Source organism: Marinomonas epiphytica (assembly GCF_054780655.1).
Genome location: NZ_BAAGVX010000038.1, coordinates 337,893 through 354,237, shown reverse-complemented (window position 1 = coordinate 354,237; position 16,345 = coordinate 337,893). Strand labels below are relative to the sequence as shown.

Sequence of the window (16,345 nt, the reverse complement as noted above, 5' to 3'; positions counted from 1 at the left end):
ACAGTCCTTTTAAATAAGCCCGTTCACAAGTCTCTATGTTTGGCAGTTTGCACAGAACACTGTGCTACGCTGACCTAAACGTATTTCTTTTAATGTCCTGCCACACGAAACACATGCTTGCTCGGCACGGCCATAAACGCAAAGCTGTTGTTTAAAGTAGCCCGGTTTACCGTCACCGCCGACAAAGTCTTTTAACGTTGTCCCGCCCTGTTCTATCGCTTGGGCAAGAACTTGCTTAATACTATCAACTAGCCTACTCAACCTTGCTTTACTGATACTACCTGCCATTCTAGTAGGACGGATACCAGCCATAAACAAAGCCTCATTGGCATATATGTTACCAACCCCTACCACGACCTTGCTGTCCATAATGAAAGTTTTTATAGGTACTTTACGACCTTTGGCTCTTTGATAAAGTTGTTCTGCAGTAAAATCGTCCGATAACGGTTCAGGCCCTAAGCTTACCAATAGCTCATGATTCAACCAGTCCTGCTGAGTCCATAAAATGGCCCCAAACCGCCTTGGGTCGGTATATCTGAGCCATAATTCACCAGACAAACAGATATCAACATGATCATGAAACATTGGCGGGGTCTCACTATCCACCAGATACAAGCTTCCTGACATACCTAAATGGATAATCATCGTGCCAGCTGGCGTATGTATACCAATGTACTTACCACGCCTAGTTAAGTGGAGAATTTCCTGACCTTGTATTTGCTCAGCTAGACCTGTCGTTATGGGCCAACGTAATTTAGGTTGACGTATAGCTACACGCTCTACTACCTTACCGACAATATGAGGTTCAATACCTTTCAGTGTCGTTTCTACTTCTGGTAACTCGGGCACAGTTTACCTCACCAAATAATCGCAAATGACTATGACAAGTTAACGCTTTTATATGTTCTTTCACAGCTAGTCATAAACTTCAGATACAAAAAAACCGACTGCAAGAGTCGGTTCTGTTTGCAGAAGCAAAAATTATTTAATTTTTGCTTCTTTGTACATAACGTGCTTACGTACAACAGGGTCAAACTTTTTCATTTCAAGCTTGTCTGGAGTATTTCGCTTGTTCTTGTCAGTTGTGTAAAAATGACCAGTACCAGCAGAAGATACCATGCGAATTAAATCGCGAGCGCCTTTAGAAGCCATAATTCAGTTCCTTATACTTTTTCGCCGTTAGCACGCATGTCAGCAAGAACTGCATCGATGCCTTTTTTATCGATAATACGCATACCTTTTGAAGATACACGGATACGAACGTAACGGTTTTCACTGTCTACCCAAAAACGGTGCCAGTGAAGGTTAGGAAGAAAACGGCGCTTTGTGCGACGCTTTGAGTGAGAAACGTTGTTACCTGTAACAGGACGCTTCCCAGTAACTTGACATACGCGAGACATATTAAATACCTTTTGCTATCCAGAAATTGTTGGAAGTGCGCTTCACTTCCTCAGGCGGAGCATGAATCCGAATGATTCAAATAAATCCCATACCGAGGATATAGCGGCGCGCATTCTCCCATAAGCCGACTGAATGAGCAAACTTTTTGTTAATTTTTTGATCAACTGACTCTTATTTTAAAGAAACTCCTGTATAGCGATCATCCAAAAAATGTTTTCCTCTCCTTACCAAAACATTTATCTATCAGTTTTTTGAGCCTTCTGTTGGTAGCCTGGATGCGGTAATAATAAGGCGTGGCGCTCACATCGATCTGTTTAATCGCGTCAAGTTCTTCAGCCTTTGTTCTATTCTCCAAACGTGATTCAATAAAAAAGACTTCAGCAATTCGGTTCCAATTGTCCTTGTTTCCCCAGTAATGAATAACTTCAGCAGCCGCTTCTCGCAAGCCACCAGTACGATAAAAGGCCATTGAAAAAGCTAACTGCTCCAGAAAGGTTTTATCTGCTGCTGTCTCACACAGCGCATCACACAATTCGATGGCATCAGCTAAAACTGTTGAGGCTCTTTCAGCAGGCGCTGCAATTACGCCGGCATTGTACATTTGAGTTGTTCCATCAAATTGATAGTTTTGGGATGCGAACCCCTGCAAGGCTCGAGTCAGTTTTTTATCTTTGCTGGATGGGGAGTCAGCAATGACTTTCTCCGCTTTGTGCATAAAAAACTGATTATTTTCCAAACCCTTGAAAATATTCGTTAATGGCTTGCCGATGACTACATCAGAATCAAAATAGAGAACATGGTCATTTGGATAAATGTTAGCAACATGCTCGATGGCCTTCATTTTTATACGCCACATAAAATCATGTCTCCCCCTCCAAGCCTGCATTTGATCCGCAGTTAAAGGAAGAATGTTCACTTCATCTTTTAAGGTCGCAAATCTATCTACTCTATCCGTAAGAAGCGTTACGGTATAGCCTTCCTCGCCCCACATTTGAATCGAGCGTAATGCAAAGTGTATCTGGGTATAAAGATCCAATCGAGGCCCAAATGCTAAAAATATAATTTGTGTATTTTTCATAACTATCAGAGCTCTTTTATCCAGAGTTTTATAAAGAGTAATCTCCCCTATTTGCAATTAATACCACACCCGCACTGTTTTCGCACATTTTCGCCCACCCTATGAGTTACACACAACCACGCTCTGCAAGCGAAACGGGCTCTCCTTCTCCCACTACAAAGTGGTCCAGTAAACGAATATCCACCAGTTGTAATGCCGACTTAATTCTTTCCGTAATGGCGATGTCCGCCTGACTTGGCTCAGCCACCCCCGAGGGGTGGTTATGAGCTAAAATAACCGCCGCCGCATTATGCTTTAATGCGGCCTTAACCACCTCTCGCGGATACACTGCAGCACTATCGATCGTACCAAAGAACAGCTCTTGGTATTGAATGAGCCTATGTTGCGAATCCAAAAACAGCACAGCAAACGTTTCTCGTTGCACATGCCTAAGCTGAGAAGCTAAATACTGTCGAACTAGGTCTGCGCTCGCAAAGATAGTGTCTCTTTGCAGTTGTTCCAATAAGTGACGTTTTGACATTTCCATCACGGCTTGTAATTGAGTGTATTTAGCATCCCCCAAGCCATACCCTTGGCAAAATTCTTCACGACTGGCAGAAAGTAGGGAACGCAACCCGCCAAATTCGGTCAATAAAAGCCGGGCAAGTTCTACGGCGCTAAACCCTTGGCTCCCAGTACGCAGAAAAATAGCCAACAACTCTGCGTCTGTTAACGCTGAGGGGCCAAGATTGATGAGTTTTTCCCGAGGCCTATCTTGTTCAGGCCAATGCTTGATGCTCATGATCTACTCCTTGATCCATGGTAGTCTTGCATTAACTGTTAACTATTTTGCGGTACGGATAGCCTGGAGTAAGTAATGTTTTGTTGTCCTTATACAAAACCTCCAGTGCCTTTTCGCCCTAACCCATTTAACGAGACGCGGTTTATGTCAGATTTAGCAAACAAAAAAATCCTGCTTGGGATTACTGGCGGTATTGCTGCCTATAAAAGCATAGAAGTCATCCGCCTACTGACCAAAGCTGGCGCACAGGTCCAGGTTGTAATTACACAAGGTGCCAAAGCATTCGTTACTGAAATGACTTTACAAGCCATTTCAGGCAATCCAGTGAGAAGCACCATTCTTGACCCTAATGCTGAAGCTGGAATGGGGCATATAGAATTAGCGAAATGGGCCGATCTGATTGTTATCGCGCCTGCCTCTGCTGATTTTATCGCCCGTTACAGCCATGGAATGGCAGACGATCTGTTAAGTACCTTATGCTTAGCAACCGAAGCGCCAGTACTCATTGCCCCAGCAATGAATCAAGCCATGTGGAAACACCCAGCAACCCAGCACAATCTATCTACCCTGTTAGCCCGACAAGTGCTCACAGTCGGCCCAGCAGCGGGAGCTCAAGCCTGTGGCGATATAGGCTTCGGGCGCATGAGCGAACCTGCTGAAATATTCATGGCGATACAAGAACACTTTTCTGCTTCTTTAACGACGCAAGACTTACAAGGCCAACACTGGGTTATTACCGCGGGCCCTACGATGGAAGCAATTGACCCAGTTCGATACATTAGCAATCACAGCTCTGGAAAAATGGGTTATGCCTTAGCAGAATCTGCATTAAAGCGAGGCGCTCGTGTCTCTCTTGTTAGCGGCCCAGTCACCATCACACCGCCCGCAGGAGTGAACTACTACCCTATAAAAAGCGCAGATGACATGCTCGCCACCTGCCAACAAATCATGCAAGAACAAACCGACGTGTATATTGGTGCAGCTGCGGTTGCAGACTTTAAAATGCTGCAGGCCTGTGATCAAAAAATGAAAAAACAAACCGACAGTGACGAGCTGCAGCTAACCCTAGTGAAAAACCCTGATGTTATTGCGACTCTCGCTAAACAAAAACTCGCAACGACCCTAGTTGGCTTCGCCGCCGAGACCCAGAATGTCATTGCTTATGCGAAAGACAAGCTTGAAAGGAAGGGTTTAGATATAATCATTGCCAACGATGTGTCGAGAGCCGATATCGGTTTTAATCACAACGAGAACCAAGTTACCGTGATTACAAAAAGCGACACTTGGTCACCAGCTAAAGCCGCCAAAAGTGAACTTGCTGATCAATTGGTGGATTATATTATTCAACACACTTGTACGAGACCAGCATGAAACAAGCCATTCAACTCAAAGTTTTAAGCGACAAAATTGGTAAAGACATTCCGTTGCCAACCTATGCAACAGAAGGTTCTGCAGGGCTAGATTTAAGAGCCTGCTTAGACCAAGCAATTACCTTAGCTCCTGGCGCAACTACTTTATTGCCCACGGGACTGGCCATTTACATTCAGGACCCTAGTTTAGCCGCCACTATTTTGCCTCGTTCTGGCTTGGGTCATAAGCACGGCATCGTCCTTGGTAATCTTGTTGGCTTAATCGACTCTGACTACCAAGGCGAACTGATGGTTTCATGTTGGAACAGAGGAAACACCGAATTCATCATTGAACCCGGTGAGCGCATTGCTCAGTTAGTTTTATTACCTGTAGTGCAAGCCGAATTTGATATTGTTAATGAGTTTGCTTCTTCCGAACGTGGCGAAGGTGGCTTCGGCCATACAGGAACCAAGTAAAATTAAGGCCCAAATGGTGATTTTATTTCACCTTTTGGGCCAATTATTTTAGATTCTTTCACCCTTCTTTTAGAATTTCGATTTTTTTTAGGATTTCTCTCCAAAAGTCTGTAATTTTCATACAAAAATCAGTAGTTTCTACCCGCATATAAAGCTATTATTTTACCCCTTAGTGGTTGCTCACATACATGGCTAACCAGCTGTAGCAGTGCTTTGTGTTTTTACAGCCCCAATACCTAATTGTTTTTGATTTACAGGAGTACGTGATTCGTGGATGTTTCTCGCGAGCCGGCACTAGATGTCGCAAAAGTTTTAAGTGAGTCATTGCCTTACATTCAACGCTATGCGGGTAAAACGATTGTCATTAAGTATGGTGGCAACGCGATGACCGACGAAACACTTCAAGCCGGGTTTGCACGAGACATAGTGCTCATGAAGGCTGTTGGCATTCATCCAATTGTCGTCCACGGTGGTGGTCCGCAAATTGGTGAAATGCTTGCCAAACTGAATATCGAATCTAAATTTCTAAACGGTATGCGAGTTACTGATACCGCTACAATGAATGTAGTTGAAATGGTTTTAGGTGGCCAAGTAAACAAAGAAATCGTTAATTTAATTGGCGATGCCGGTGGTAAAGCCATTGGTATTACCGGTAAAGACAGCCGTTTTATTAAAGCCAAAAAACTCTTTGTGAAGCATCAGGCGGAAGGCGCTAGCAGTGCTGAGCAAGTAGACATTGGTCATGTTGGTGAAGTGGCCAACATAGACACAAGCATTTTGAAGCAGCTTGAAAACAGTGACTTCATCCCCGTTATTGCACCAATTGGGGTCGATGATGAAGGCAATGCGTACAATATTAATGCAGACCTTGTGGCTGGCAAAGTGGCTGAGGCAGTAAATGCTGAAAAGCTCATGCTGCTGACTAATATTTCTGGCGTGCAGGATAAGTCTGGGCAAGTACTCACCGGCCTAAGTACTGCTCAAGTAGACGCACTGATTGCAGATGGCACCATTTACGGTGGCATGCTGCCTAAAATCAGCTGCGCACTTTCCGCTGTGAATGCAGGAGTTACTAGCGCTATTATCATAGATGGGCGAGTACCTCATGCCACGTTATTGGAGATTTTCACCGACAAAGGGGTGGGCACCTTCATATCGAATGCAGCAAAGGAAAACTAAAGCATTCATCTGATGTGTTAAATGGCAAACTAACTCATAAATCAGAACTGGATAGTCAAATGAGCAATAAAAAAAGTGATCGTCGTACACAGATATTACAATCTCTAGCACACATGCTGGAAAGTAGCCCTGGTGCTCGGATTACAACGGCGGCGTTAGCAAAACAAGTTGGCGTATCCGAAGCGGCGCTTTATCGCCACTTTCCCAGTAAAGCCAAAATGTTCGAGGGCTTAATCGAGTTTATTGAAGAAAGCTTGTTTACCCGAATTAACCTCATCATCCAAGAGGAAGCGGATGTTATGGTAAGAATAGAGCATATTAGCCAGCTTATTCTGGGGTTTGCCGAACACAATCCAGGCATGTGCAGATTGTTAACTGCCGACGCTCTTGCTGGTGAAACAGAGCGTTTGCGTGTTCGTATTGCACAATTGTTTGATCGCGTTGAAACGCAACTCAAACAAATTATTCGTGAAGCGGATTTGAAGCAGGGATTACGTCCTACTATGGGTGTAACACCATGTGCAGATTACTTAATAGCTATATTGGAAGGCAAAATTCGCCACTATGTTCGTAGCGAATTTAAAACTAAGCCAACAACAAACTGGCCAGAACAATGGCCAGTGTTGGCACAAAATTTGATGCTAAATCGTTAATACCATTGGTATTTACAAGTTATTTAGTTTAACTATTAAATACCATATTGAGCTCGATATTGTTTTACCGCATTAAGATGCTCGGCAAATTCAGGAGAATCCTGTTCTGCCAAGTAGGTCATAATGTCATGTAAACTAACGATACTAATAACCGGCATTGAGAAGTCACGTTCCACTTCTTGAATGGCAGAAAGTTCACCTTGTCCTCGCTCTTGGCGGTCAAGGGCGATTAAAACACCAGCAGGTGTCGCTTCTGCTTCTTGGATGATGGCCATGACTTCACGGATAGCGGTTCCCGCTGTGATCACGTCATCGATAATCATGACGTTACCCACAAGTGGTGAGCCAACCAATGAGCCGCCTTCACCGTGAGTTTTTGCTTCCTTACGGTTAAAAACATAAGGCGTATCTAGGTTATGATGTTCGTAAAGTGCAACGGCAGTAGTGGTTGCTAAAGGAATGCCTTTATAGGCAGGGCCAAACAAAACATCGAATGGCACCTTGGCTTCCATTAATGCGGCCGCGTAAAAGCGCCCTAATTTAGCGAGAGCCTGTCCAGAATTAAAGAGACCGGCATTAAAAAAATAGGGGCTAACACGGCCAGATTTAAGCGTAAACTCGCCAAAACGCAAAACATTTTGCTCTATGGCGAATTCGATAAAGTCTCTTTGGTAAGGTTTCATGCCGACTCCAGAAAGATAAGTTTATACTAAACAAAGCGTCGCCCAGAACTTGCGAAGCCATGCTAACATGGGAAAAAACGCTAATATAACACACGGCTAGGAATTGTAGGCACTAGAAATGAAGGTTATCAGCCTTAATCTAAACGGTATAAGACAAGCAGCCGATCGCGGCTTCTTTGAGTGGATGGTTCGTCAAAACCCTGACGTCGTCTGTTTACAAGACGTACAGGCGGACGAACGCACCCTAAACGACAGTGTATTCTTTCCTGAAGGGTACAACACATACTTCTTCGAATCGATGGAAGACCCAGAGCAAGCAGGTGTGGCGATTTACTGTAAAGCCATGCCTAAAGCCATTATGACCGGGATGGGTTTTCCTGAATGCGACTTTGAAGGCCGCTTTATTCAAGCAGACTTTGATAAGGTCAGCATTGGTGCTTTCTTAACGCCTCACGGTTCCAATCACGAAGAAGCTCTACAGGAGCATAAGTATCGTTTTATGGAGGGGTTTAAGAACCACTTAATTAAAACTCGACGAAAGCGCCGTGAGTTTATTTTTTGCGGCACAGCCAATGTGGCGCGCTCTCCTATTGATGTAAGCAGTTGGTTTGTGAATCAGCGCAATTCCGGCTTTTTGCCAGAAGAACGTCAATGGATTAACGAAATTTTTAATGAACTCGAGTATGTAGATGCGTTCCGTCAGGTGAACAAACAAGATAAGCAATACACATGGTGGCCTGATTACGAACGTGCTTGGAAGTTAGATGAAGGCGGTCGTTTAGACTACCAAATTACGACTCCAGGCATCAAAAATCTTATTCAGGGCGGGAGCGTCTATAAAGGCCAACGCTTTTCTGATCATGCTCCTTTGATCATGGAATACAACATAGATTAATGGCCATGAAAAAAGCCCCTTAGTCACACTTCAAAGTGAAGTGACACTAAGGGGCTTTTTCTGTAGCGGAGTAAGCTATTCTGTTCCCGATAAGTCTGTAAAAGTCACGCTCATCTTTAACTGGTGCATTTCTCCCGCCTTTATCTCATAGCGGTTATCTAGGGCATTAGCCGTTTCAACACAGACAAATTGTCGATAGTCTTCATCTTCCATATCTTTGCGTTGCTGAGCCAACTCAGGACCAGGGTTCCATAACACGGTGCTTTGGCTACCTTTGCTCTTCACTGTGATTTTACGCTGTAACACCGGGTCATGTATCTCACAAATATCTGGCGAAGATAGATAAACTCGATCCATAAATTCACAAGGAGTAATGGCGCCTTTTTGGGTTTTGCATTTGGCCTCATCAAATTTATCTACGTACTCCACTTTGTGAAGCCCATGAACCTGTGCTCTTTGGTTACTTCCAACATTGAAGTAGGTATGAAGTGCTTCCGTAATTGGCATAGCTTCATCTGAAAGGTTCGCCGCTGAGAAGTTTACGGAAAAGCCTTCGCTTGAAAAACGAAAAATCTGACGTAACTCAAATGCTTGAGGCCACATTTCTTCAATTAACGGGTGTTCTGACGATGCCAAGCTTATCACTATTTTTACATCACCATTCTTGAAGCGCCCAGCCTCTACAAACTTCCACGGAAAATAACGCGCCAACCCATGAGCCGGAGCATCTTCATCCTCCTCATGAGCACCGAACCAAGGCCAACAAACAGGCACACCAAAGTGACGGCGAACAAAGCGTCCTTTGCCGCCTTGATTCTCTGATTGAAACAATATATCTTCCTGCCCTTTTGGCGTAAAGCTTGCGAGATGGCCGCCCCACAAGGCAATACAGGCTCGGAAGCCAGGTTGATCAATTACAATTTCGTCACATTTTTTAAAACTTGCTGGGCGAATCTCTCCACACAAAGCTTCCAACTCTTGGATTAGTTGGCCATTCATTCATTACTCCAAAAAGATAATTCGATAGGCACATATTAACGCCAGCGTCAGCGATTACAATAGTTTGTCTTTATGCTGATAATTCAGCCATCATAATAGTCTTTAAAAAGTACAAATTTGGTTTATAAAAAGCAAACTTTACGCTATATAGTATTCTTAAATACTTAGCCTTATAAAAGGCCGTTTTTTGGGGCTACCCTACCCACTTCTTATTAGAGTCATCGCATATGAATCAACTTAATGAACCTAAAATCATCATCGGCAGCGACGAATGGTGTTCATTCCCTACACTTAATATTCCCGCAATCAAAGCGCGGGTCGACTCTGGCGCTAAGACCTCTTCTTTGCATGCTGTTAATATCAAAGTCTTTCCGAGAAATACCGATCAGTGGGTAAGCTTTGAAGTACACCCACTACAAGACAATCGCAAAACAAAAGTTCATTGTGAGGCGCAAGTAATTGATCAAAGAGTGATTAAAAGCTCTAATGGTGACCGTGAAAAGCGCTATGTTATCCGTATCCCCATCACTTTAGGTGAAGGCTCTTGGCCAATTGAGGTTACCCTTTCTGACAGAGACAGTATGGGCTATCGAATGCTGCTTGGCCGCGAAGCCATGACTGGACGAGTACTTGTCGACCCTGAAGGACAATGCCTTTTAGGAGAGCATACGCAAGACTCGCTGGCGAACCTATATCAGTCACCCGAAATTCGTACCGGTGGATTAAAAATTGGCCTACTCGCAAGCAACCCTGATCTCTACAGTAATCGCCGAATTATAGAAGCCGCTGAATCTCGCGGCCATGAAATTCAGTTTTTGAATGTTAAGAACTGCTATATGAAGCTCGATGCAACGACACCTGAGATTCATTATCGTGGTGGCCGAGTATTAAATGATCTAGATGCGGTCATCCCTCGCATTCGCCCAAGCATGACCTTTTATGCCTGTACCCTTTTACGCCAGTTCGAGTCGCTCGGTATATATTGTTTAAACTCATCCATCGCCATTTCACAATCCCGTGATAAATTACGCTCTTTACAGCTCTTGCTTGATAATGGATTAGACATTCCAACCACAGGATTTGCTAACTCTCCGCTAGATACCGGAGATCTAATCGACATGGTTGGTGGTGCGCCTTTAATCATAAAACTACTAGAGGGCACTCAAGGCAAAGGCGTTGTTCTAGCAGAAACGCGAAAAGCTGCAGACAGTGTTATTAATGCTTTCAAGAGCTTAAACGCTAACATTTTAGTACAAGAGTTTATTAAGGAATCAAGCGGTAAAGACTTACGTTGTTTTGTAATTGACGGGCGAGTTGTTGCTTCCATACAACGTGTTGCAGCCCCAGGAGAGTTTCGCGCAAACATCCATCAGGGCGGTCATGCTGAACTGGTGAAAATCACACAAGAGGAGAAGCGCATAGCAATTAAAGCGGCTAAGGCAATGGATTTACGTGTTGCAGGGGTGGATATAATTCGCTCGAATAAGGGCCCGTTACTATTAGAGGTCAATTCATCACCTGGTTTACAGGGAATTGAAATGGCTACGAACGAAGACATTGCTTCAAAAATGATCATAGCTATAGAAAAACAATTCGTTGCTAAAAACTAATACCGATAAAGCTAGTTAGGCTCAATCAAATACCTAACTAGCTATTGCTTAGAGGTTAAAGCCTTAAAAGACTTCTTGTAAGTTGCCACATCGGTCACATCATAAATAACCATACACACCTGTTGAATCTTTCCATCTGGGCTGGAAATTGGCCGAATAGCAATATTCTGATACATAGTGCTGGCCATACTGGTTAGAGGCCGATAACACTTAAATGGGAAAACGTGAGGTCGCTGCTCCCAAGAAATGAAGAAAGGTGTATTTAAACCAAAAACATTATCTATTTTCTGGTTCAGCCAACCAGAGTCCAGATCTGGAAATAAACTAAACAAAGATTGGCTTTTGGCGATAGAGGAACTGATCCCGCTATGGTTTTCCATAAAGCTATTCCACAGCTGCACTTCATAATCGCGATTTAAGACCACTAACCCCACTTCAATATGATGTAATAAATCAAACATCCAGTGAAAGTCGATCAACATATCAGCATCTTGCTTCATTCTTCGTCCTCCACTAAAAACGATAATAAATGCTCTAACGTAGGTACAGAGTCTTCTGTAAACAACAGCATAAGATCACAACTGATTTGATAATTTTCCACTTCATAAACAATTTCTACTGTCAGTGTGCGTTTCCATGAAGCCTTCTGAAAATTAATTAGATCAGCTACTCTCTCATGTTGCCCCAACACAGTGGGATGTCCCTGACTAAAATCAATATTCAACTGTTGGGCAATCGCGCTCATAAATGGTCCAACTAATACAGAAGTGACATCCATGAGTAGCTCGGTTTCCACTTGCGGAGTAATACTTTCCGTTACCCCTAGTAATTTCGCCATATCTGTAAAACTGGAGTCACTAAAAATAAGCAAGGCTTCAAATGAGACTCCAGATCCGACAAAACCTTGCGAAATTGCAGAGCAGCGTTCACCTTTAACCCCGTAGTCTAGGGCCATTTGCAACTCTCCTGCTTCAAGCAGGTTAACATTTGGCACAGGCAGTTTAATAAAAACATTCAGCATTTCGGCGAGCACACTCGCAGCTCGCCCCATTGCTATATTGGATACTTCTTGCAAACCATCACTTAGCGAGAACTCTTCTGCCGCATTGATACTATTTTGAGAAGAGGAGCTTGGACAGCTGACTGAGTTATCAAGCAGGTTTAGATCGTTTAAGATATCTGATAGCTGCTCAGCCGAAGCTGGCTTTTTTAGGAAGGCCTTTGCGCCAAGTTCTTTAACCCGCTCTACTGCCTTTGGCTGAACATCTCCAGAAACAACAATAACAGTGGGAAGAGGGCCAAGTTCAGGCAACTCAGCCAGCGTCTGGTAGCCATCTTTGACTGGCATATTTAAATCTAAAAAGAGTACATCAACTGGATTTTCTCTAATGAAATCTAATGCTTCTTGACCATCTTGGGCAAAATCTAATTGTATTCCCCAATTGGCAGGCAATATTTTAGATAGCTGCTTTCTCGCTATTTTAGAGTCATCACAAATCAGTACTCTAGTGCTCATGGTGTTTCCCACCTTAAATATTTACTCTCCGAAATAATATGCTAACCAATAAGTTAGTGCTAAGTCTTTCCCTTTATTATTACCTGACGCAGGCTTACGTAAGTCTATGTTATTTTATGTAAGAGATAACAAAGCTTCGACCAACAAAGCCTCATCATAGTACTCTGACTCAGCACAAATAAGCGGGGTTTTCACAACACTCACGCCAAGCTGATTCAACTTCGCTAAATCAATAGGCCCATAATCATAACAGTCATCAATTAATAAATAGTCTAGTGCGCCATAACCTTTATGGCCACCGGACGCCACAATTGTAATTAGCCTATCTATTCGCTCCATTAAGGGCAAGCCGAGCTGCTCAGGGTCTTTACCAATATTGGGTACATACACCTTAGGATTTGCGTTAGCACATACAGCCTCGCCAACACCATCAGGCTGCAAATTAGCCATCACACTAGAATAAAAGCTGCCAGGCGGATAACAAATAAGATCCGCCGTTTCGATCATGTTCACACGGTCTATTGCCACGTTTTGATTCACGGGGCACTCAGCTTTTAACCCTTGGTTCAGCCACATACGTTTAATCGGACTCACTAAGGGCTGACTCTCTTTCCCTGTGATATTGTGCTGACCAAATATTTTTTCCCCATTTTCAAGCTCTACAGCCAAATGAAAGGACGTGTCTAGGGTCGTTTTTACCTCCCCCAACGTTTGGGTAAGCCGAGAAAATAAAAACACGATGGGGTCAAGTTGCTGTTGATTATTCAAATACCCGCCAGCAATAATAAGGTTCCCCATACTGGCGCCACGAAGGTTAAATGTGTCTGAAATTTTCGACTGAGTCACGGCTAATTGTGTTTGGATTAATGCTTTCATCGGGTTGGCAATGGCTTTGATCAGCGGGTGCTCACCTGTTACTAATTGCATTAATTCTTTTACTAATGCAGATTGATCTGCTTGCAGAGAGAATCGATAAGTGAATAGGTCATAGACTTCAGGCTGACCTAGTACGGTTTCATCTGCGAGCGCCATTAATCGACTTCTTAAATCCCCAACGGCTGGCATATCAAACTCAGCACGCAGATGAGCGGAGCTTCCGCCTGAGTCAAAAGGTGTGACTAAATGCATGGAGTTATGGGTATACTTTTTTAGCGTTCTGCTGACTTTATTTAGTGCTGAACCGCCGCTGAAAAACAATACTTTAGGACCCTGTTCAGGCAAGCTTTGATAGCGATGGGTTCGTACCGAATCCGGCATAATCAGACGACGGTAAATACGTTCAACACTTGGCATAGAATCCTCATTAACAGATTACACTAAGGCCTGAATGGCAACACCTTATACTCTGGTTATCGGACAGTGTACACCAAGCTTGATGACAATTTTTAGTCGTTAAGCAAATCCGTCACGCTAAGATTGAGCCAGTAGAATATAGTCAGCAACTTCAGCAAAACCCAAACCACCATAGGATTGCGTAATAAATTGAGGAGGACGAGACAAATTCTCTAAATGCTCAATAATGTTGGCAACACCCACACTTAATGGAAAGCGCCGAAACATGCTTTCGTCGTTAGGGGCATCACCTACGTACAACACTTGCTCAAGCATCTCTTGATCATTTAACTGGTAAGTTTCTTGTAGCACACGTTTGGCCATGCTGTATTTATCATAACCCGGCTGACAAACATTAATATGAATCGAGCTGGCTTTGGCGTTTAAGCCTTCACTCTTTAAACGTGCCAACATTTGCTCCTTTGCCACTAACGCAGGAGGCTGAATGTCTTGGGCGAAATCTATAGCAACGTCGGTAAGACGGTAATCTTGATCCCGTGCCAACGCCAAAATATTATAATCTGCTAAACACGCTTGTACTTGCTCTAATAAAGCTGCTTGCTGAGATCGCATTTGCTCTTCGTCGTGCCAAAAATGATACGTTAACTGACTTTGCTCATTTTTATGTATGTAGCAGGCGCCACCCTCTGTAATAACACCACTCACGGGCAATGTCCGAGCCATCATGTCTGACCAACCAGCGCATCCCCCGGTTACAGGGATAACTTTAATACCTGCCGTTTCAAGTGCAACCAAAGAAGACAAAGCTGCAACAGGTAGACGACCTTGCCATGTCAGAGTGTCGTCAACATCGGTCAACACAAAACGGATTTTCTGACGGGCTTCTTGACTTAAAGAAGTGAGAGGATAAATGGACATAGTCTGCCTAGTTACATAGTTTGAATTTGACATTAAGTGACTGCAAGTGCTGCTTTTGCTCAGCGCTTAAAAAATCTGTGTATAAGCACTCCACTTTTTCAAAAGGGTGTACTCGTGCCATCGCTTTGCGCCCCCATTTGTGTTGGTCTGCTACCAATAAAGCATGCCGGCTTTGCTCCACCAACACTCGGCTCACTGCTGCTTCTTGAGGGTCAAAATCTAATAGCCCCTGAACTTCGTCCATTCCACCGCAGCCTAACACACCATAGTCAAAATAATACTGACGTAAACTGGCTAAGGTGTCTTCCCCAACGAGGTCATGGTGTTGTGGCCTTAACCGCCCCGCCATCACCCGTACGCTGGTGTTGGCGCTCGCGCTGAAGATATTCGCCACGGTTAGATTATTCGTAAAGACCTGTAGATCTTTATGGGACAGCAAAGCTTTCGCCACATATTCCACCGTCGTACCAATGCCTAAAAACACTGAAGCACCATCTGGGATCGCTTGTGCGGCATGTTGGGCAATCAGACTTTTGGCCTCGCCATTGAGGAACTGGCGGTGGTCAAAGGGAAGGTTTTCTGTACTAGAAACCGGCGCAATACCACCATGCGTTCGCCGCACTAAATGACGCTCAGCCAACTGATTGATGTCTTTGCGTATGGTTTGTGATGACACACTAAAGCGTGCCACCATGTCTTCCACCAACAAGACATCTTCTTGTTGCACCCAGTTTAGAATCTGATGTTGGCGATCATTTAACCCCACAAAAGTCTCCTCTTCTCGTCAGATATAAGCGGCAAACTGTTCAGGGTCATCGGTTATAACGGCGTCCATTCCCCATTGCCAATGGTGGCTAACAGCCTCTTGGGTGTTAGCGGTATAACACAACAATTTGTAACCCGCCTGCTTGATCGACTCGGCTTGCTCTTGCGTCAATAGGTCATATTGACAATTCAAGCTATAAGCCTGAATGGCCTCAAGTTCTGTCTGCCAGTTTTCGGGCACACCTTCGTAAAGTTGTGCAAGGTGGCGAGAATCATCCATTTCTAAACACATCACTAGTGCTTGGTGATTAAAGCTGGAAATCATGAGTTTTTCATTGTCTTGCCAATGCTCTTTCAGCATTGCCATCACACTAGGCACGATGCTTTCTACATCTTCACCATCATGTTTAATTTCCAAGTTCAAACCTAGCCCTAATGCTTGAATACACTCTAAAGCCGCTTTTAGGGTAGGCACTTGCTCACCACTAAAGTCATCAGAAAACCAGCTACCCGCATCTAAAGACTCAATATAATCAAGGCTCGCTGCTCGGGTATTACCTTGCCCATTTGTACAGCGATCTAACAAGGTGTCATGAAAAATCACCAGGTCACCTTGAGCAATGACGCTGACATCAATTTCAACCCATTTAACCCCTGCCTGTGCAGCTGCCTTGATGGATGACAGTGTGTTTTCTGGCGCTAACATGGCTGCGCCACGGTGTCCCATCACTTGAGTGTTTAACAACAT

At 43.9% G+C, this 16,345-nt stretch carries 19 protein-coding genes and 1 pseudogene; 7 read left to right on the top strand and 13 right to left on the bottom strand.

The genetic code is table 11. The annotated features are described in order from the left end of the window. Positions 1 to 33: 33 nt before the first annotated feature. The 5 genes from mutM to radC form a co-directional block, all read right to left on the bottom strand. Positions 34 to 849 carry a bifunctional DNA-formamidopyrimidine glycosylase/DNA-(apurinic or apyrimidinic site) lyase gene (mutM, locus tag ACYVGZ_RS14120; RefSeq protein WP_460756893.1) on the bottom strand — a complete coding sequence of 272 codons (816 nt, stop codon included), beginning with the start codon at positions 847 to 849 and terminating at the stop codon, positions 34 to 36. A gap of 132 nt (positions 850 to 981) precedes the next feature. Continuing rightward, complete coding sequence (gene rpmG / locus ACYVGZ_RS14115; protein WP_011978459.1) at positions 982 to 1,152, bottom strand: 50S ribosomal protein L33; 171 nt, start codon at positions 1,150 to 1,152, stop codon at positions 982 to 984. Positions 1,153 to 1,163: 11 nt separating this feature from the next. Then, a complete protein-coding gene (gene rpmB / locus ACYVGZ_RS14110; protein ID WP_013659714.1) occupies positions 1,164 to 1,400 on the bottom strand; it encodes a 50S ribosomal protein L28 in 237 nt (78 codons plus the stop codon). A 200-nt stretch (positions 1,401 to 1,600) separates the two neighbouring features. Next, positions 1,601 to 2,479: a hypothetical protein gene (locus ACYVGZ_RS14105; protein WP_460756890.1), complete on the bottom strand. Its 879-nt coding sequence runs from the start codon at positions 2,477 to 2,479 to the stop codon at positions 1,601 to 1,603. Positions 2,480 to 2,585: 106 nt separating this feature from the next. Beyond that, positions 2,586 to 3,260, bottom strand: coding sequence for a RadC family protein (radC, locus tag ACYVGZ_RS14100; protein ID WP_460756887.1), 675 nt, complete (start codon positions 3,258 to 3,260; stop codon positions 2,586 to 2,588). A 144-nt stretch (positions 3,261 to 3,404) separates the two neighbouring features. Between radC and coaBC the strand changes: the two genes are divergently transcribed. From coaBC to slmA, 4 genes are all read left to right on the top strand, one after another. Continuing rightward, positions 3,405 to 4,631, top strand: a complete 1,227-nt coding sequence (gene coaBC, locus ACYVGZ_RS14095) for a bifunctional phosphopantothenoylcysteine decarboxylase/phosphopantothenate--cysteine ligase CoaBC (RefSeq protein WP_460756885.1) — start codon at positions 3,405 to 3,407, stop codon at positions 4,629 to 4,631. Next, on the top strand, positions 4,628 to 5,086 hold the full coding sequence (gene dut / locus ACYVGZ_RS14090) for a dUTP diphosphatase (RefSeq protein WP_460756882.1): 459 nt from the start codon (positions 4,628 to 4,630) through the stop codon (positions 5,084 to 5,086). Before coaBC ends, dut begins: the two co-directional genes overlap by 4 nt. 270 nt (positions 5,087 to 5,356) lie before the next feature. Next, positions 5,357 to 6,265, top strand: a complete 909-nt coding sequence (gene argB / locus ACYVGZ_RS14085; RefSeq protein ID WP_460756879.1) for an acetylglutamate kinase — start codon at positions 5,357 to 5,359, stop codon at positions 6,263 to 6,265. Positions 6,266 to 6,324: 59 nt separating this feature from the next. After that, entirely contained in the window at positions 6,325 to 6,918 is a 594-nt protein-coding gene (gene slmA / locus ACYVGZ_RS14080; protein WP_460756877.1) for a nucleoid occlusion factor SlmA, read from the top strand. Positions 6,919 to 6,953: 35 nt separating this feature from the next. Here the strand turns inward: slmA and pyrE are convergent, their stop codons facing one another. After that, positions 6,954 to 7,601, bottom strand: a complete 648-nt coding sequence (gene pyrE / locus ACYVGZ_RS14075; protein WP_460756875.1) for an orotate phosphoribosyltransferase — start codon at positions 7,599 to 7,601, stop codon at positions 6,954 to 6,956. A gap of 118 nt (positions 7,602 to 7,719) precedes the next feature. Here pyrE and ACYVGZ_RS14070 point away from each other — a divergent pair, with 118 nt between their 5' ends. After that, positions 7,720 to 8,496 (top strand): exodeoxyribonuclease III, encoded by a 777-nt coding sequence (locus ACYVGZ_RS14070; protein ID WP_460756872.1) that lies wholly within the window; start codon positions 7,720 to 7,722, stop codon positions 8,494 to 8,496. A 75-nt stretch (positions 8,497 to 8,571) separates the two neighbouring features. Here the strand turns inward: ACYVGZ_RS14070 and ACYVGZ_RS14065 are convergent, their stop codons facing one another. Then, positions 8,572 to 9,495 (bottom strand): D-hexose-6-phosphate mutarotase, encoded by a 924-nt coding sequence (locus ACYVGZ_RS14065; protein ID WP_460756869.1) that lies wholly within the window; start codon positions 9,493 to 9,495, stop codon positions 8,572 to 8,574. 227 nt (positions 9,496 to 9,722) lie between these two features. On the opposite strand from ACYVGZ_RS14065, the pseudogene ACYVGZ_RS14060 reads away from it, so the two are divergent. Both ACYVGZ_RS14060 and rimK read left to right on the top strand, forming a co-directional pair. Further along, positions 9,723 to 10,127 (top strand): annotated as a pseudogene (locus tag ACYVGZ_RS14060) (ATP-dependent zinc protease family protein); the annotation flags it as partial. 75 nt (positions 10,128 to 10,202) lie between these two features. Beyond that, entirely contained in the window at positions 10,203 to 11,105 is a 903-nt protein-coding gene (gene rimK, locus ACYVGZ_RS14055) for a 30S ribosomal protein S6--L-glutamate ligase (RefSeq protein WP_460757076.1), read from the top strand. A gap of 41 nt (positions 11,106 to 11,146) precedes the next feature. Here the strand turns inward: rimK and ACYVGZ_RS14050 are convergent, their stop codons facing one another. The 6 genes from ACYVGZ_RS14050 to ACYVGZ_RS14025 form a co-directional block, all read right to left on the bottom strand. Beyond that, positions 11,147 to 11,605: a hypothetical protein gene (locus ACYVGZ_RS14050; protein WP_460756866.1), complete on the bottom strand. Its 459-nt coding sequence runs from the start codon at positions 11,603 to 11,605 to the stop codon at positions 11,147 to 11,149. Then, on the bottom strand, positions 11,602 to 12,621 hold the full coding sequence (locus ACYVGZ_RS14045; protein WP_460756864.1) for a response regulator: 1,020 nt from the start codon (positions 12,619 to 12,621) through the stop codon (positions 11,602 to 11,604). Before ACYVGZ_RS14045 ends, ACYVGZ_RS14050 begins: the two co-directional genes overlap by 4 nt. 114 nt (positions 12,622 to 12,735) lie before the next feature. Continuing rightward, the gene (locus ACYVGZ_RS14040) at positions 12,736 to 13,914 is read right to left on the bottom strand and encodes a GAK system CofD-like protein (protein ID WP_460756861.1); all 1,179 of its coding nucleotides are present in this window, start codon (positions 13,912 to 13,914) and stop codon (positions 12,736 to 12,738) included. Between the two features lie 117 nt (positions 13,915 to 14,031). Next, the gene (locus ACYVGZ_RS14035) at positions 14,032 to 14,832 is read right to left on the bottom strand and encodes an HAD-IIB family hydrolase (protein WP_460756858.1); all 801 of its coding nucleotides are present in this window, start codon (positions 14,830 to 14,832) and stop codon (positions 14,032 to 14,034) included. A 7-nt stretch (positions 14,833 to 14,839) separates the two neighbouring features. Beyond that, on the bottom strand, positions 14,840 to 15,598 hold the full coding sequence (locus ACYVGZ_RS14030; protein ID WP_460756855.1) for a DeoR/GlpR family DNA-binding transcription regulator: 759 nt from the start codon (positions 15,596 to 15,598) through the stop codon (positions 14,840 to 14,842). Between the two features lie 18 nt (positions 15,599 to 15,616). Continuing rightward, a complete protein-coding gene (locus ACYVGZ_RS14025) occupies positions 15,617 to 16,345 on the bottom strand; it encodes a glycerophosphoryl diester phosphodiesterase (protein WP_460756852.1) in 729 nt (242 codons plus the stop codon).

Bases quoted from the DNA above. Each gene is read 5' to 3' on its own strand.
- slmA (WP_460756877.1), top strand. From the start codon at position 6,325: ATGAGCAATAAAAAAAGTGATCGTCGTACACAGATATTACAATCTCTA.
- dut (WP_460756882.1), top strand. From the start codon at position 4,628: ATGAAACAAGCCATTCAACTCAAAGTTTTAAGCGACAAAATTGGTAAA.
- ACYVGZ_RS14025 (WP_460756852.1), bottom strand. From the start codon at position 16,345: ATGTTGTTAAACACTCAAGTGATGGGACACCGTGGCGCAGCCATGTTA.
- ACYVGZ_RS14070 (WP_460756872.1), top strand. From the start codon at position 7,720: ATGAAGGTTATCAGCCTTAATCTAAACGGTATAAGACAAGCAGCCGAT.
- ACYVGZ_RS14040 (WP_460756861.1), bottom strand. From the start codon at position 13,914: ATGCCAAGTGTTGAACGTATTTACCGTCGTCTGATTATGCCGGATTCG.
- radC (WP_460756887.1), bottom strand. From the start codon at position 3,260: ATGAGCATCAAGCATTGGCCTGAACAAGATAGGCCTCGGGAAAAACTC.
- ACYVGZ_RS14035 (WP_460756858.1), bottom strand. From the start codon at position 14,832: ATGTCCATTTATCCTCTCACTTCTTTAAGTCAAGAAGCCCGTCAGAAA.
- coaBC (WP_460756885.1), top strand. From the start codon at position 3,405: ATGTCAGATTTAGCAAACAAAAAAATCCTGCTTGGGATTACTGGCGGT.
- ACYVGZ_RS14045 (WP_460756864.1), bottom strand. From the start codon at position 12,621: ATGAGCACTAGAGTACTGATTTGTGATGACTCTAAAATAGCGAGAAAG.
- ACYVGZ_RS14105 (WP_460756890.1), bottom strand. From the start codon at position 2,479: ATGAAAAATACACAAATTATATTTTTAGCATTTGGGCCTCGATTGGAT.
- pyrE (WP_460756875.1), bottom strand. From the start codon at position 7,601: ATGAAACCTTACCAAAGAGACTTTATCGAATTCGCCATAGAGCAAAAT.
- rpmG (WP_011978459.1), bottom strand. From the start codon at position 1,152: ATGGCTTCTAAAGGCGCTCGCGATTTAATTCGCATGGTATCTTCTGCT.
- ACYVGZ_RS14065 (WP_460756869.1), bottom strand. From the start codon at position 9,495: ATGAATGGCCAACTAATCCAAGAGTTGGAAGCTTTGTGTGGAGAGATT.
- rpmB (WP_013659714.1), bottom strand. From the start codon at position 1,400: ATGTCTCGCGTATGTCAAGTTACTGGGAAGCGTCCTGTTACAGGTAAC.
- ACYVGZ_RS14050 (WP_460756866.1), bottom strand. From the start codon at position 11,605: ATGAAGCAAGATGCTGATATGTTGATCGACTTTCACTGGATGTTTGAT.